The 13,599-nt window shown below is 73.3% G+C and carries 15 protein-coding genes and 1 tRNA gene; 7 read left to right on the forward strand and 9 right to left on the reverse strand.

The genetic code is table 11. The features are described 5' to 3' along the window. Window position 1 precedes the first annotated feature (1 nt). Window positions 2–715 (reverse strand): class I SAM-dependent methyltransferase, encoded by a 714-nt coding sequence (locus KIK08_RS18790; protein ID WP_214404492.1) that lies wholly within the window; start codon window positions 713–715, stop codon window positions 2–4. Window positions 716–758: 43 nt separating this feature from the next. Further along, window positions 759–965: a hypothetical protein gene (locus tag KIK08_RS18795; RefSeq protein WP_214404493.1), complete on the reverse strand. Its 207-nt coding sequence runs from the start codon at window positions 963–965 to the stop codon at window positions 759–761. A 171-nt stretch (window positions 966–1,136) separates the two neighbouring features. Between KIK08_RS18795 and KIK08_RS18800 the strand changes: the two genes are divergently transcribed. Then, window positions 1,137–1,213 (forward strand) — tRNA-Thr (locus KIK08_RS18800). Window positions 1,214–1,389: 176 nt separating this feature from the next. Continuing rightward, on the forward strand, window positions 1,390–1,626 hold the full coding sequence (locus KIK08_RS18805) for a hypothetical protein (protein ID WP_214404494.1): 237 nt from the start codon (window positions 1,390–1,392) through the stop codon (window positions 1,624–1,626). Between the two features lie 478 nt (window positions 1,627–2,104). On the opposite strand, the gene KIK08_RS18810 is transcribed toward KIK08_RS18805, so the two are convergent. The 3 genes from KIK08_RS18810 to KIK08_RS18820 all read right to left on the reverse strand — a co-directional run bounded on the left by KIK08_RS18810 (window position 2,105) and on the right by KIK08_RS18820 (window position 4,150). Next, window positions 2,105–3,241, reverse strand: coding sequence for a hypothetical protein (locus KIK08_RS18810; protein ID WP_214404495.1), 1,137 nt, complete (start codon window positions 3,239–3,241; stop codon window positions 2,105–2,107). Next, the gene (locus KIK08_RS18815; RefSeq protein WP_308257724.1) at window positions 3,238–3,810 is read right to left on the reverse strand and encodes a SigE family RNA polymerase sigma factor; all 573 of its coding nucleotides are present in this window, start codon (window positions 3,808–3,810) and stop codon (window positions 3,238–3,240) included. Before KIK08_RS18815 ends, KIK08_RS18810 begins: the two co-directional genes overlap by 4 nt. 103 nt (window positions 3,811–3,913) lie before the next feature. Further along, on the reverse strand, window positions 3,914–4,150 hold the full coding sequence (locus KIK08_RS18820; RefSeq protein WP_308257725.1) for a UDP-N-acetylglucosamine 2-epimerase: 237 nt from the start codon (window positions 4,148–4,150) through the stop codon (window positions 3,914–3,916). Between KIK08_RS18820 and KIK08_RS18825 the strand changes: the two genes are divergently transcribed. After that, a complete protein-coding gene (locus tag KIK08_RS18825; protein WP_214404509.1) occupies window positions 4,128–4,376 on the forward strand; it encodes a hypothetical protein in 249 nt (82 codons plus the stop codon). The two genes, KIK08_RS18820 and KIK08_RS18825, sit on opposite strands and share 23 nt — an antisense overlap. Before the next feature lie 140 nt (window positions 4,377–4,516). On the opposite strand, the gene KIK08_RS18830 is transcribed toward KIK08_RS18825, so the two are convergent. Continuing rightward, entirely contained in the window at window positions 4,517–5,125 is a 609-nt protein-coding gene (locus tag KIK08_RS18830; RefSeq protein ID WP_214404497.1) for a hypothetical protein, read from the reverse strand. Window positions 5,126–6,118: 993 nt separating this feature from the next. On the opposite strand from KIK08_RS18830, the gene nhaA reads away from it, so the two are divergent. After that, entirely contained in the window at window positions 6,119–7,417 is a 1,299-nt protein-coding gene (gene nhaA / locus KIK08_RS18835; RefSeq protein WP_214404498.1) for a Na+/H+ antiporter NhaA, read from the forward strand. Here the strand turns inward: nhaA and KIK08_RS18840 are convergent. Together KIK08_RS18840 and KIK08_RS18845 are read right to left on the reverse strand one after the other, a co-directional pair. Further along, window positions 7,396–8,265 (reverse strand): alpha/beta fold hydrolase, encoded by an 870-nt coding sequence (locus KIK08_RS18840; RefSeq protein ID WP_214404499.1) that lies wholly within the window; start codon window positions 8,263–8,265, stop codon window positions 7,396–7,398. The genes nhaA and KIK08_RS18840 overlap by 22 nt on opposite strands. Continuing rightward, window positions 8,262–9,065, reverse strand: coding sequence for an LLM class flavin-dependent oxidoreductase (locus tag KIK08_RS18845; protein ID WP_214404500.1), 804 nt, complete (start codon window positions 9,063–9,065; stop codon window positions 8,262–8,264). The genes KIK08_RS18840 and KIK08_RS18845 overlap by 4 nt, the downstream gene beginning before the upstream one ends. A gap of 55 nt (window positions 9,066–9,120) precedes the next feature. On the opposite strand from KIK08_RS18845, the gene pdxR reads away from it, so the two are divergent. Then, window positions 9,121–10,647, forward strand: a complete 1,527-nt coding sequence (gene pdxR / locus KIK08_RS18850) for a MocR-like pyridoxine biosynthesis transcription factor PdxR (protein ID WP_214404501.1) — start codon at window positions 9,121–9,123, stop codon at window positions 10,645–10,647. Beyond that, window positions 10,617–10,964, forward strand: a complete 348-nt coding sequence (locus KIK08_RS18855; RefSeq protein ID WP_214404502.1) for a YkvA family protein — start codon at window positions 10,617–10,619, stop codon at window positions 10,962–10,964. The genes pdxR and KIK08_RS18855 overlap by 31 nt, the downstream gene beginning before the upstream one ends. A gap of 41 nt (window positions 10,965–11,005) precedes the next feature. Here KIK08_RS18855 and KIK08_RS18860 read toward each other — a convergent pair whose 3' ends face one another. Further along, window positions 11,006–12,406, reverse strand: a complete 1,401-nt coding sequence (locus KIK08_RS18860; RefSeq protein WP_214404503.1) for an Nramp family divalent metal transporter — start codon at window positions 12,404–12,406, stop codon at window positions 11,006–11,008. Window positions 12,407–12,618: 212 nt separating this feature from the next. Here KIK08_RS18860 and KIK08_RS18865 point away from each other — a divergent pair, with 212 nt between their 5' ends. Continuing rightward, window positions 12,619–13,440 (forward strand): SAM-dependent methyltransferase, encoded by an 822-nt coding sequence (locus KIK08_RS18865; RefSeq protein ID WP_214404504.1) that lies wholly within the window; start codon window positions 12,619–12,621, stop codon window positions 13,438–13,440. Window positions 13,441–13,599 lie beyond the last annotated feature (159 nt).

Below are 13,599 nucleotides of genomic sequence, written 5' to 3' on the forward strand. Positions count from 1 at the left end.
CTCAGGGCTTCCGGAAGAAGATCATCGGGTTGTCCCCGGCCCCGCGCACCGGCGCCAGCCCCAACTCCTCGCGCAGCGCGGTCAGCTCGTCGTAGACCGCCCGCGCCCGCGCCCGTGACGGCGTGAAGTACGGCGTGTCGCGCTCGGCCAGCCACCCCAGCACCACCTTGCCCTCGTGGAAGGGCAGCGGGAACCGGAAGTGGAAGACGTCGTGCACGCTGGTCGGGATGCCGTCCGGGACCCGGGGGAACAGCTCGGCGAGGTACCAACGGGCGAACCGGGCGCTGTGCGCGGCGTCGACGAACAGGTAGCCGGTGTCGGCGGGGATCTGGTCGAGGTTCTGCCGGATGTCGCCCCGGACGAACGTCCACCGCCCCTCGGCCAGGTCGCGCGGCACGTTGCGCAGCGCGTTGTCGACGATGTCGAAGCTGTACAGGTGCCCGGACCCGGTGTCGCGCAGCGCGCTGAGCAGCCACGACGTCGACCAGCCGTGCAGCGTGCCGATCTCGACGACGGCCGCGGGCCGGGTGGCCCGCAGCAGCAGGTAGGTGATCTCGGCTTCGAGGTCGTCGAGCTGCGGGGTCATCGTCCCGCGGCCGGCCTCGGCGAACTCGCGCTGCGTCTTGCCCACGGCGGCGAGGTCGTCGGCGTACTCGCGGTAGAGGTCGCGGACGTACGCCAGGTCGATGGGCGAAGCCGGGGCGGGGGCGTCCATGCGCGCCGACTGTAGCCCCCACCGGCCACGACGACCCGCGGACTCACGGGACGACCGCGGCCGGCCACTCGGTGAACTGCGGGCTGACCGGCGGCCACACCCACGCCATCACCAACTGCCCGACCCCGACCGCGGCGAGCGCGCCGAGCACGCGGCGCCCGGTGCGGCGCGGCACCGACGTCAGCGCGACCAGAGTGAACAGCAGGTAGCCGGTCACCGGGCTGAACCGCAGCCCGATCCACACCGCCACCCCTCGTCGACGAGCACCTCGCCGAGCCCATGATCGCTCCTGACCCGCATGCAGAACACTCGCTCGGAGGTCCCCGGGTGTCGCGGTGAACCGGGCAAGTCCCCACGAGCGGGTGACGGGACCGGGTGCGCGGGGGGTGCGGGGCGGGTCGCTACACTGTCCACTGCAACTGCCGCCTTAGCTCAGTCGGTTAGAGCGACGCACTCGTAATGCGTAGGTCTGGGGTTCGACTCCCCAAGGCGGCTCCACTGTTTTCCCTGTTCAGCGCCCTATGGGGTGCTGAACAGTCTCATTTCAGCGGTCCGCGCTGGCATCATTTCTGGCATCACGGCGTCCGGTAGCCCTACCGTTGCCGCATGTCACGGGGTCCATCGAGACTCTGCGCACCGGCTTCCGCGCCCGCGTCTACGCCGGCTTTGACCCCGTGACCCGCAAGCGGACCTACCTCCGCGGCGAGACCCGCCGCTACCGCCGCGACGCCGAACTCGACGCCGAGCGCCTGGTCGCCCACGTCGAGGCCGGCCGTCGACCGGATTTCGTTGCGCAGGATCGCTGGATGATCGAATCTGGCTGGCCTGGTGGTGGATCATCGGCGCCTCTTCGGCCGACCGGTGTCGTGCGGTGCGTGAGGCTCGTCGTTCAGCGGGAGGTGTCCAGTTGACCGGCTCGACCGCGTTGTCGAGGAACTCCGACGTGGTGGGCATCGGCCGGACGAACGGCGAGTCGGCCGGGGCCAGCGGGATTGGTGAGGGCCCTGCGTAGCTGAGCGCTGATGGCCGGAGTGCGTGTCGAAGTCGAGCATGCCGTCGAAGGGCTCGGGCTTTTGGTGTCCAGTCCCTGAAGAGGACCGGTGCCAGGTGACGGTGGTGCAGGATCACGGTCCCGGCTCGTCGGTTCTGCCCGAACCAATGCTGCGGAGAGGACCGTGGTGGTGCAGGACGTCTACCAGGCCGCGCCCGGCGTCGGCTACCAGCGGATGGTGGCCGCCGGCGTGCGGCGCTAGTGATCGACTTTCCGCTAACGGTCGAGTTGTGCGAATCGAGATCGCCCGCCGCGAGTCCACCCAGGTCACCACCTTCGCCGGTCTCTGACCGCCTCGGTCCTGAACCTCCGGCCGAGCCCCGAGCTCGGCGACGGGGTCAGCGGACGGGGGGCCAGGCGGCCGGGTCGGTCGGGTCGTCGACCAGGGGCATGTCGCTGAAGGCCGCCACCGGGTCCGGGGCGAGGAGTATCCACGTGCAGTCATGGGCGCCCCACACGATCAGGCTGTTCTCGGAGTGCGGGCTGAGCCGGGCCGGACGGCCGTCGACTGTCGTGTTCGGGGTGCCTTCGCCGCCCGGGTCGGGAACGACCCGGCCGGGCTCCCACCGCACGTTCACATCCGCCATTCCGTCGGTGGGGTCGTCGGTGGAGTAGACCACCGAGACGCTCCACCGGGCCCCGGCGGTCGTGTCGATCCGGTCGTCGTCGACGAACTGCACCTCGGTCCCCGTGGGCGGCAGGCCGGCCAGGCTCCCGTTCAGCGCGAACGGGAGCCGCACCGGTTCGGCGACCGTCAGCGACACCGACTCCGCCACCCGGCGGACCACCGCCGCGGCCGCCTCCGGCGTCGGGCCGGCGCTGCCCGCGTAGGACACCTGCGCCCAGGCGTCCGGGGCGTACTGCCAGCGCAGCGCGGTGCAGGTCGGAACGAGGGGGTCGCTGAGGCACTCGGCGGTGCTGCCGCGGACCGGGTCGGTCGGGTGCCGGACCGCATCGCGGGGCACTCCGTAGGCGGCGGTCGAGAACTGGTCGACGGCGCGCCCGCGGCTGAGCACGGTGATCGCCAGCCCGTGCTCGACATCGTCGTAGGCGCCGTCGGTGGCGACGTAGGACTGCTCGTGCACCCGCACGGTGGCCGTGGCGAGGTTGAGGCCGCCGGGGACCCAGCCGACCGCCAGGCTCCTGGTCAGCGGGTCGAACACGTCCGGTGCCTCGGCCCGGGCGCTGCCGTGGGCGACGAGCTCCGCGGGCGGGGGCCCGTCCGGCCGAGCGGCCGGAGCGACCGGCGCGGCCTGGTCCGGGGCCCCGACCGGCGGGTGGCTCGGCGGCCCGACCTGGACCACGGTCACCACCGCCACCGCCACCACGGCGGCCACCGTGCCCAGCACCTGGCGGCGGGCGCGGGCCCGCCGGCCCGCGGCGATGATCGTCGGCACGTCCGGGACGACGGCGGATTCGGGGTAGTCGAGCGACGCCCGGAGCCGGGCGAGGTCGTCACGGGTGGTCGGGTTCATGTCCGCACCTCGGTCCTGGGGTCGTCGGGGAGGTCGGCCAGCTCGGGCGAGAGCCGCAGCTTGGCCAGGGCCCGCGCGCACGTGCTCTTGACGGTGCCGGCGGGGATGCGCAGGGTCGCGGCGATCTCCGGGACGGTGAGGTCCTCGTAGAACCGCAGCACGATCACCGCCCGCTCGCGCCGGGTCAGCGGGGCCAGCGCGGCCAGCACCGCCTGGCGCCCCGCGACCCGACCGGCCGGATCGACGACGGTCGAACGCACTTCGGGCGCGGCGACCGGGCGCTCCCACGACGACCGCCGCCGCCACCAGTCGGCGTGCGCGTTGACCAGGCCCGCCCGGACGTAGCCGACCGGGTTGTCCTGGGCGATGCGGTTCCACCGCTGGTAGGCACGGACGAGGACGGTCTGCAGCATGTCCTCGGCCCGGCCGCGGTCGCCGGTGAGCAGCTCGGCGACCCGCAGCAGGCGCCGGTGGTTCGCGTGCACGAAGACGGTGAACTCCTCGTCCGTCGAAGGCGGGCAAGGCGACGTGCGCGAATGCTCGTCGAGCACTTCGTCGGGTATCGGCACCGGGATCACCGCGGCCCGGCGGCGCTGAGGTCCATGTCCGCTAGACGCACCCACCGCCCCCGAACGTTCACCCCTCGTGACCACCGGGAGGAGGGGGCAGAGCTCAGGCGGTGAAGTCGGCGGGGCGGTCGGCGTGACCGAGGAGCCACGCGACGGCCTGGGCGCCGCGTTCGGCGGCCTTGCCGTCGCCGAACGGGTTCGCCGTGTCGGGACGGCCCCAGTCGCCGCCCAGGACGCTCTTCGCCGACCCGACGGTCAGCTCCGGGTCGGTGCCGACCAGCTTCGCCCAGCCGGACCCGACGGCCTCCTTGCGCTCGGTGACCTCGCGCAGCACCAGCACCGGCCAGCCGGCGCACGTTGGCCAGCAATCGGCGGACGCTGAAGCCGGCGCTGGGGACTGGCAGCTGCGCAAGCTGCAGCACCGGGTGGACGTCCTCGACCGGCTCTACACGCACCTGCGCCGCTGCAACATCTGCGACTCCAGCCCGGCTGCAGCCGGCGGAGAGCCCCACATCTGCAAGCCGATGTCGCCGGGTGCGATTCGGCGGCTGAACGCGATCCTGTAGGCCGCGCTGAACTACGCCATCTCCTACGGGTGGATCGAGCGGAACCCCGCCGACCACGCCCACCCGCCCAAGTTGCCTCGTCGCCGCGCCCAGCCGCCCCAGCCGGAGCAGGTCGCCGAGCTCCTCAACGCTGCGGTGGATCAGGTCGGTGCCGGGTGGGCGGCGAGGAAGCGCTGCCCCCGGCGCGCGTCCCACGCGGCGAAGACGCAGGCAGCGCCGAGCGCGACCGCCGGCCCGGTCGCTGTCCAGGCGCGCCACACCGACGGCGCGGTCAACGCCTGGCCGACCTGGGAGAGCAGCAGGCCGACGGAGCCCAGCGCGAGCCAGCGCTGGTGCACCAGGCGCTCGGCGAGGTTGCGGGCCACCGCGAGCCGGGCCGGGTCGACCGGTCGCCGCCCGCGGACCTGGCCGAGCAGTTCCCTGCGCTGGGCCCGGTCCAGGAGCAGGGTCGCGTCGCGCGGGCCGCCCAGCCGGCGGAGCTTCCACAGCCCCGTCCCGAACCCGGTGCCGACCAGTACGAAGCCGATGAGAACGAGCACGACGGCGGTGAGCTCGCGCGGCGACCCGACCTCGACGTCGGGGAGGCCCGCCACCAGGACGGCGACGGCCACCAGCAGGGAGACGCCGACCACCACCGCCGCGCCGACGAGGTCGCGGTGCCGCCGTCGGGCGGTCGCGGCGGGGTCGGGGGTCGGCCCGGGTTCCTCGTCCGACCACCGTGCGTCGTCGTCGGCGGCTCGCGCGTCCACGGCCCCCACCCTGTCAGGAGCGCGCGCGACCCACCGGCGGTGATCGGCCGGTTCCCTTCCGCCGTTCGGGCCTACTTCGTGGGGGCGGCTCGGTGGCAGCCCGTGGACGAGCGCGCGCAGCCCGAACTCGAACGCCTGCTCCGGGCCGGCGGTGTGCTCCGTGGCCGCGGGGCTGTCGAGGCGGCGACACAGCCGCGGGAACCGCTCGGCGACCTCGCGGGCCCTGTCCATGGTCTCGGCGAACCGGGCGGCGGCGTCGCCGTCCTGGCCGAGCCTGCGGGTCAGGGACGCTTCCGCGGAGGTACCGAGGACGCGTAGGAGGCGGCTGCCGCGGCGGCCGAGCTTCCGGAACCCGGCCGGTTCGTCGAGGTCGAGAACGAGGAGGGCCGCATCGTCCGGGTCGGGGAGTGGACCGACCGGGGCGACGGCTTCTGGGCGCTACGGCTGCCGATCGGCAAGCTGTCCCCGGAGCCATGCGTTCGATGAGCGAGCACTGCACCAGACTGTGCAGTGCTCGCCCACCGAGCCGGTTGAGCGTCGGGCATGCGGCTCCGCCGGCGTGGCCACGGGACGAGCATCCCGGCTGTGTCAGGCGACGGATAGCACTCAACGGAGCAAGCACTGGAGCCGGTCGACCCGGGTTCCGGCCAGGATGCGCCGGTCCTCCACAGCCCACGGCGTCCGTGACTCACAGGCGCATCCACATCAGCGCCATCATCTTCACCGTCGAGGCGGTGAAGACCGAGGACCACCCCCGCTACGACCCTCCGCTGCCCGGCGAGCAGCACAGCTACGCGCGCGCCGCCCTGACGTTCGCGAGCGCTCGTCGCCGCGGTCGCTGGGGTGGCTCGACCAAAGCTCCACGACGGACGGCCGGGAGTGATTATGGTCTTGGAACGGGGCGTGGGAGCGCCCGGTGACGTACGGTCGTGCGCGGTGTGCCGGGAAGTCTGGTCGGCGATCGTCCGCTGACGCCCTGCGAAGGAGCCGACCATGGGCACACCCGCTCGTCGACCCGCGATCCTCGGTCGGGGCAGCTGGCCGGAGGCCTCGCGCATCGCCGAGGTGCTGCGCGCCGAGACCGTCGGTGGCCTGCTGCTCGTCGCCGCCGCGGCGGTCGCGCTGATCTGGGCGAACTCCCCGTGGGGTGAGGCCTACCGGGCGCTGAGCGCGCTGCGGGTCGGGCCGGCGGACCTGCACCTCGACCTGACCCTGGCCCAGTGGGCGGCCGACGGGCTGCTGGCGATCTTCTTCTTCGTGGCCGGGTTGGAGCTCAAGCGCGAGTTCGTCGCCGGCGACCTGCGCGACCCGCGCCGCGCGGCGCTGCCGGTGGCGGCGGCGGTCGGCGGCATGGCCGTCCCGGCGCTCATCTACGTCGCGTTCACCGCCGGCACCGGCGACGGCGCGCTGGCGGGGTGGGCCATCCCGACGGCGACCGACATCGCGTTCGCGCTCGCCGTCCTCGCGGTCATCAGCACCCACCTGCCCGCGGCGCTGCGCACGTTCCTGCTGACGCTGGCCGTGGTCGACGACCTGCTGGCGATCACCATCATCGCGATCTTCTACACCGATTCGCTGGACGTGCCGGCGCTGTTGCTCGCGCTGCTGCCGCTGGGGCTGTTCGCGCTGCTGGTGCAGCGGCGGGTGCGGTCGTGGTGGCTGCTGCTGCCGCTGGCCGTGCTGACCTGGGTGCTGGTGCACCAGTCCGGGGTGCACGCCACCGTGGCCGGGGTGCTGCTCGGGTTCGCCGTCCCGGTGGTCCGGCGGGTGGAGGGACCGGGGCCGGGGCTCGCCGAGCACTTCGAGCACCGGTTCCGGCCGATCTCGGCGGGGGTCGCGGTGCCGGTGTTCGCGTTCTTCGCCGCCGGGGTGTCGGTGGCCGGCGCGGGCGGGCTGGGCGCGAGCCTGGGCGACCCCGTCACGCTGGGGGTCGGGGTGGGCCTGGTCGCCGGCAAGGCGGTGGGGGTGCTCGGCTCGACGTGGCTGGTGCAGCGGTTCACGCGCGCCCGGCTGGCCGAGGGGCTGAGCTGGTGGGACGTGCTCGGGCTGGCCCTGCTGGCCGGGATCGGGTTCACCGTGTCGCTGCTGATCGGGGAGTTGGCCTTCGGCGCCGGCACCGAGCGCGACGACCACGTCAAGATCGGCATCCTGCTCGGGTCGCTGGTGTCGGCGCTGCTGGCGACGGTGGTGCTGCGGATCCGCAACCGGCACTACCGCCGGATCTGCGCGGAGGAGTCGGTCGACGCCGACGAGGACGGCGTGCCGGACGTCTACCAGCGCGACGACACCTGATCCCGCTGCCGCCCGACCGTCCGCGTGGGCGGCGGCCACCTCCGGACGTGCCGTTCCAGCGCGTCGACGACCTGGTCGTAGCGCTGCGGTGGCACGTCGTGGCCGGTGCCGGCGAGCACGACGAGCTCGGCGCCGGGGATGGCCGCCGCCAGCGCCTCGCCGTGCGGCAGCGGGTACACCGGGTCGAGCTCGCCGTGCAGGACGAGGGTCGGTACCCGCACGTCGGCGGGGCCGCCGGCTGTGGGGGCGTCGAACTCCATCGCGAAGTGGTTGGTCATGGCCGAGGCCCAGCTGCGGGTGCGGGCCACGTCGCGCTCGGCCAGCTCGTGGACGGTTCGTTCGTCGAAGAAGGGTGAGTCGCCCGCGTAGGCGCGCATCAGGTGCACCACGTCGGTGACGGGGTCGGTCGAGGTGGGGCGGGCGATGAATTCCGGCGAGGAGGGCGGCAGCTCCTCGTCGCCGGTGGTGGCGGTGACGAGCGTGAGCGTGGCGACCCGGTCCGGGTGGTCCAAGGCCAGCACCAGCGCGGTAGCGGCGGCCATGGACCGGCCGACCACGTGGGCGCGGTCGACGCCCAGGGCGTCCAGGATCCCGACCGCGTCCGCGGCCATGTCCGACAGCGCGTAGCCCGGTTCTCCGGGCGGGTAGCTGGTCGAGCGGCCGGTGTCGCGGTTGTCGAAGCGGATCACGTGGTGGCCGCGGTCGGCCAGCCGGCGGCACAGCTCCTCCGGCCACCACAGCATGGAGGCGCAGGCGCCGTGGATCAGCAGCACGGCCGGGTCCGCCGGGGCACCGAAGGCCTGCACGCACAGCTCCACCCCGGTGGTCCGGATGATCTGCTCGCTCATGCCGGGCCCTCCCGCAGCACCCCACGCACGGTGTCGACCGACAGGTCCTGCCACTCGAACTCGGCCAGCCACCAGGTCGCCCCGGCCGCCGCGTACGGCGCGAGGTCGGTGCCCGCCGGTAGGGCGACGGCGACGTCGTACGGCGCGGCGGTCGCGGGGCGCTCGGCCATGACCGCGGAGACCGCCTCGGCCAGCTGGTCGGGATGGTCCAGGTTCACCGGGAAGAAGCCGTCGTGGCGCGCCGCCCGGCGGCGCGGACGGACCTTGCCGGGGAAGCCGGCCACCCAGACCGGGATCCGGCGCACGGGTCGGGGCCGGAACGCGACCCCGTCGACCGTGTGGTGCCGGCCGTGGTGGTGCACCGGTTCGCCGGTCCAGGCCGCGGTCAGGACGTCCAGGGACTCGTCCAGCATCTCCGCGCGCGTCCGGTCGTCGCACTCCTCCCCGGTGCGGGAGAACTCCTCGCCGAACCGGTCGCTGCCCAGCCCGACCCCCAGGACGAGCCGGCCGCCGCTGAGCCGGTCGAGGGTGGCCGTCTCGCGCGCCACCTTGACCGGGCGGCGCCGCGGCAGCGGCGTGACCATCGGCCCCAGCTGCACCGACTCCGTGGCGGTCGCGGCGGCGGACAGCGTGATCCAGGGGTCGGCGACCGCGTCCACCGGTGGACGCCAGCGCACGTGGTCCCACACGAAGAACCCGTGCCAGCCGGCCTCCTCGGCCTCACCGGCCAGGCGGGCGACCACGAGCGGATCGGCCAGTGCGTCGAACAGCGGGAGCCACAAGGCGGAACGCAACGTCATGCGGCGACCGTATGAGCGCAGCGGTGCGGATAGGAGGTCCGGTTAGCCTCGTTCGATGGGTACCAGTGCGCCCGAGCTGTTCCTCGCGTTCGACCGCACGCGCCGGCGCGGGTTGCGCGCGCAGATCGAGGGCGAGTTGCGCTCCGCGATCCGGACCGGGCGGCTCGCTCCGGGTGCCACGGTGCCCTCCACCAGGGCGCTCGCCGGCGACCTGGGCGTCACCCGCCGGGTGGTGATCGAGGCCTACGACCAGCTCGTCGCCGAGGGCTACCTGCTGTCGCGGCCGGGTGCCGGGACCACGGTGAACCGGGTGCCGCCGGTCACGGCGCCCGCGCGGCGCCCCGGCCCCGCGCCCGACCCGGTGCGCGTCGACTTCCGGCCGGGGCGACCCGACCTCGACCTGTTCCCCCGCGCCGCATGGGCCCGGGCGTCGCGGGAGGCGCTGCGGACGCTGCGCGGCGCGGACCTGGCCGACGACGACCCGCGCGGCCTGCCGGTGCTGCGCGCCGCGCTCGCCGAGCACCTGGGTCGGGTCCGCGGCGTCGGCGCCGACCCGGAGCACATCGTCGTGTGCGGCGGTTTCGGGCACGCCCTCGACCTGGTCGCGCACGCTCTGCCCGACCGGACCTTCGCGGTGGAGGACCCCGGCTACCCCGGCCCGCGCCGGCGGTTGACCGGGTTCGTGCCGGTGGGCGTCGACGGGGACGGGCTGGTCGTCGACGAGTTGCGGCGCACGCCCGCGCGCGCGGTCGTGGTCACCCCGGCGCACCAGAGCCCCACCGGTGTGGCGCTCTCGCCCGCGCGCCGCAACCAGCTCGTCGAGTGGGCCCGCGACGTCGACGGCCACATCGTCGAGGACGACTACGACGCCGAGTACCGCTACGACCGCCGGCCGGTCGGTGCGCTGCACGGACTGGCGCCGCAACGGGTCGTGCACTGCGGTACGACGTCCAAGACGCTCGCCTCGGGCGTGCGCCTCGGCTGGGCGGTGGTGCCGCCCCCGCTCATGGACGCGGTGCTCGCCAGACGCGCCACCACCGACGGGGCCACGTCCAGCCTCCTGCAGGCCGCGTTCGCGGCCCTGCTCACCTCCGGCGACCTGGACCGCCACCTGCGTCGCTCGAGGCGGGTCTACCAGCAGCGCCGCGACGCGGTGCTCGCCGGTCTCGGCGAGCACCTCCCCGAGGCGGCTCCCAGCGGGATCGCGGCCGGGCTGAGTGTGCTGCTCACGGCTGCCGCCGGGCACCGACGAGCGGGCCGTCGTCGACCGCGCCCTGCGCCTGGGGGTGCGGGTCTGGCCGCTGGCGCAGTTCCGGGTGCGCCCCGGCGGCCTCCCCGGGCTCGTGCTCGGCTACGGCACGGTGCCGCCCGACCAGGCGGCCCTCGGGATCCGGCTGCTCGCCGAGGCCCTGCACACGACCCCGCGACGAACGACGCCGATGCCCGACACCGCCGGAATCCACGAGCCGCTCGCCACGTCTTGAGGGGAGGACGTCGAGAGGATGGACGTGGCAGCCAGCGCGGGCGCGCCCCACACGGCAGACTGGGACGATGCCCGACTGGCTGCGCACGACCCTGCTGATCGTCGGCGTGCTGGCGCTGCTCGTCGTCCTGGTGATCGCGTACGTGATGTGGCGCTACCGGATCCCGCCGCGCGGCCTGATCGCCATGGGCGCCGCGGCGCTGTACCTGATCTCGCCCATCGACGTCGTGCCGGAGATGGTGCTCGGCCCGCTCGGGCTGGTCGACGACGCCGGCGTCGCCGCGGCGGTGGTGCTGTTCGTGTACAAGCTGGTCAAGGCGCGCCGCATCCTCGCCGACGCCGGGGTGGACGTGACCGAGCTGGGCAAGCGGTCCCGGCGCCGCCCTGACCCTCCGTCGAAAACGAACTTGTCGTGATCAACAGGGCTTTTTGATCACGACAAGTTCGTTCTCGACGGTCAGATGATGCCGATGATGTCCACCAGCGAGTAGATGCCCAGCAGCGCGATCGCCGCGCTGCTCACCGCGAGGCAGATCGCGAACGCGCGGCCGCCGTGCAGCCGCGGATCGGTCTCGTTGCGGCGCAGCCAGTACACCGCCCAGACCACGCCGACCAGGAAGATCCCGGTCATCACGCCGGCGATCTGCACCATGATCACCGGCGACTGGATCGTCAGGTAGAGCACGCCCCACAGGATCGGCAGCGCCACGGTGAACACCCGGATCCAGCGCAGCCGGGCGACCGGGTCGTGCCAGTCCAGCACGCCGAACGTGGCGAGCAGGTTCGTGTACATCCGCGACCAGCTGGGGATGGCCGCCCACATCGTGGAGCCGAGCACGGCGATCGCGCCGACCAGGAAGACGACGCTCGCCCACTCGCCGAGCGTGTCGGTGTACATCCGGGACAGCGTGGTGATCAGCGTGTTGCCCTGGGGGACGAGGCCCTGCGGCGCCAGCACGGCCGCGCCCATCAGGTAGAACGCCAGCGTCCCGAAGGTGTAGATCACCCAGGACACCAGCGCGTCCTTGTACATCACCCGGATCCAGCCGTTCGCCCGGCGGACCCACTCCTCGCTGCCGTCGTTCGGGCCCACCCAGCGGGCGTAGCCCTTCTCCACGCACCAGTACGTGTAGAAGGTGATCTCGTCGGCGCCGACGCCGGTGATGCCGAACATCGCCAGCGCCGCACCCAGGGCACCGGCCGGGATGAGGAAGGAGAACCCGCCGCCGAGGTCGCCGAGGCCGTACGCGAACGGCGTCAGCGGCAGGCCCAGCGCGATGAGCACGGTGACGGCCGTGAAGATGACGACGAGCGCCGCGGCGCCGCGCTCGATGAGCGTGTAGCTGTTCGAGTACAGCAGCGCGATGCTGCCGACGGCGAGGATCGCCGTCCAGATCACCAGCGAGGTGAAGGCGAGCGGGTCGCCGCCGATGGGCAGCAGGATGCTGAACGCCACCGCCGTGCCGCCGATGATCCCGCCGAGCTGCAGCAGCTTCGACAGCGCCAGCACCGCCCACAGCACGTTGACCCAGCCGATCCCGCCGATCCGCGGCGGGACCCGGTTGTAGCCGGTGAGCGCGGGTTCGCCGGTCGCGATCGTCCAGCGGGCCAGCTCGATCTGCACGGCCACCTTCACCAGCGTGCTGACGATCACCAGCCAGAGCAGCACGAACCCGACCTGGGCGCCGAGCGCGGTGGTGGCGATCAGCTCACCGGACCCGACGATCGACGCGCTCAGGATCAGCCCGGGGCCGAAGTAGCGCGCGCTGGCCCGCCAGCCGACGGGTGGTTCCTTGATGCCGTCCGCGGTGAGCGTGTACGGGTCGACCGCGGTGGATCGCTCGGTGTTCTCGGACATCGTCGTCCTCCCGGCTCGCACGTCGGCGCTGCACCCGATCGTGGGCTCCGTCACCCGCGGGCGTCAACGGCCGTGCTGCCGTACCTGCGGTAGGCGGTGTGGGTGATCGGACTCGGCCGCGTGTTCGTCGTCGAGCACCCGCGGTGGGCGGCTCCGAGACCGCCGCCGCCGCGGTTACGCTGTGTCGTCGGACCCGACGGCGGTGGGAGAACATGACCGAGCGACGTTCCCGGACCGAGGTCGCCCCGGTCGGTGTCGACCTGACGGTCCCCAGCTCGGCCCGGCTGTGGAACTACTGGCTCGGCGGCAAGGACCACTTCGCGATCGACCGCAAGGCCGGCGACGAGATCCTGGCCGTCTACCCGCAGCTGCGCGCGAACGCGCGGGCGTCGCGGGCGTTCCTGGGGCGGGCGGTGCGCTTCCTGGCCGGCGAGGTCGGGATCCGCCAGTTCCTCGACATCGGCACCGGCCTGCCGACGGCCGACAACACCCACGAGGTCGCCCAGCGCGTCGCGCCGGACGCGCGGGTCGTCTACGTCGACAACGACCCGCTCGTCCTGGCCCACGCGCGTGCCCTGCTGGTCGGCTCGCCCGAGGGCGAGACCAAGTACGTGCACGCCGACCTGCGCGACCCCGACCTGATCCTCACCGAGACCGCGACCGTCCTGGACCTCGACCAGCCGATCGCGCTGCTCCTGCTGGGCATCCTCGGCCACGTCGAGTACGGCGCGGCGTGCGGGGCGGTGCGGACCCTGCTCGACCACCTGCCGTCCGGCAGCCACCTGGTCGTGGGCGACGCGGCGAACACGAGCGAGGCCTACAACGAGGCGTCCGCCCAGTTCCAGGACCGGTACGAACCCCAGGGCGGCGTGTCCTACGAGCCGCGCAGCCACGAGCAGATCTCCGGCTACTTCGCCGGGCTCGAGTTGGTCGAGCCCGGCGTGGTGTTCGTCCACGAGTGGCGGCCGGAGCCGTCGCCCGACTGGAGGTCGGTCCACGTCGACGAGCTGGGCGGCGTCGGGCGCAAGCCCTGATGCGCCACGAGGCGCTTCGTTATATCCCCGTTATAGACGGGAAGGACTCGGGAGGAGGTCCTTGGGTCTGATGGCTCACCTGGATCCGAAAGGTGAAGGGGACAGTAGCATGCCAGGAAAGCGGTAGTCATGCTCAGGCGTATGAGGTGACGTGCCGCG

It is taken from the genome of Pseudonocardia lacus, from assembly GCF_018531445.1.
Lineage (GTDB): Bacteria > Actinomycetota > Actinomycetes > Mycobacteriales > Pseudonocardiaceae > Pseudonocardia > Pseudonocardia lacus.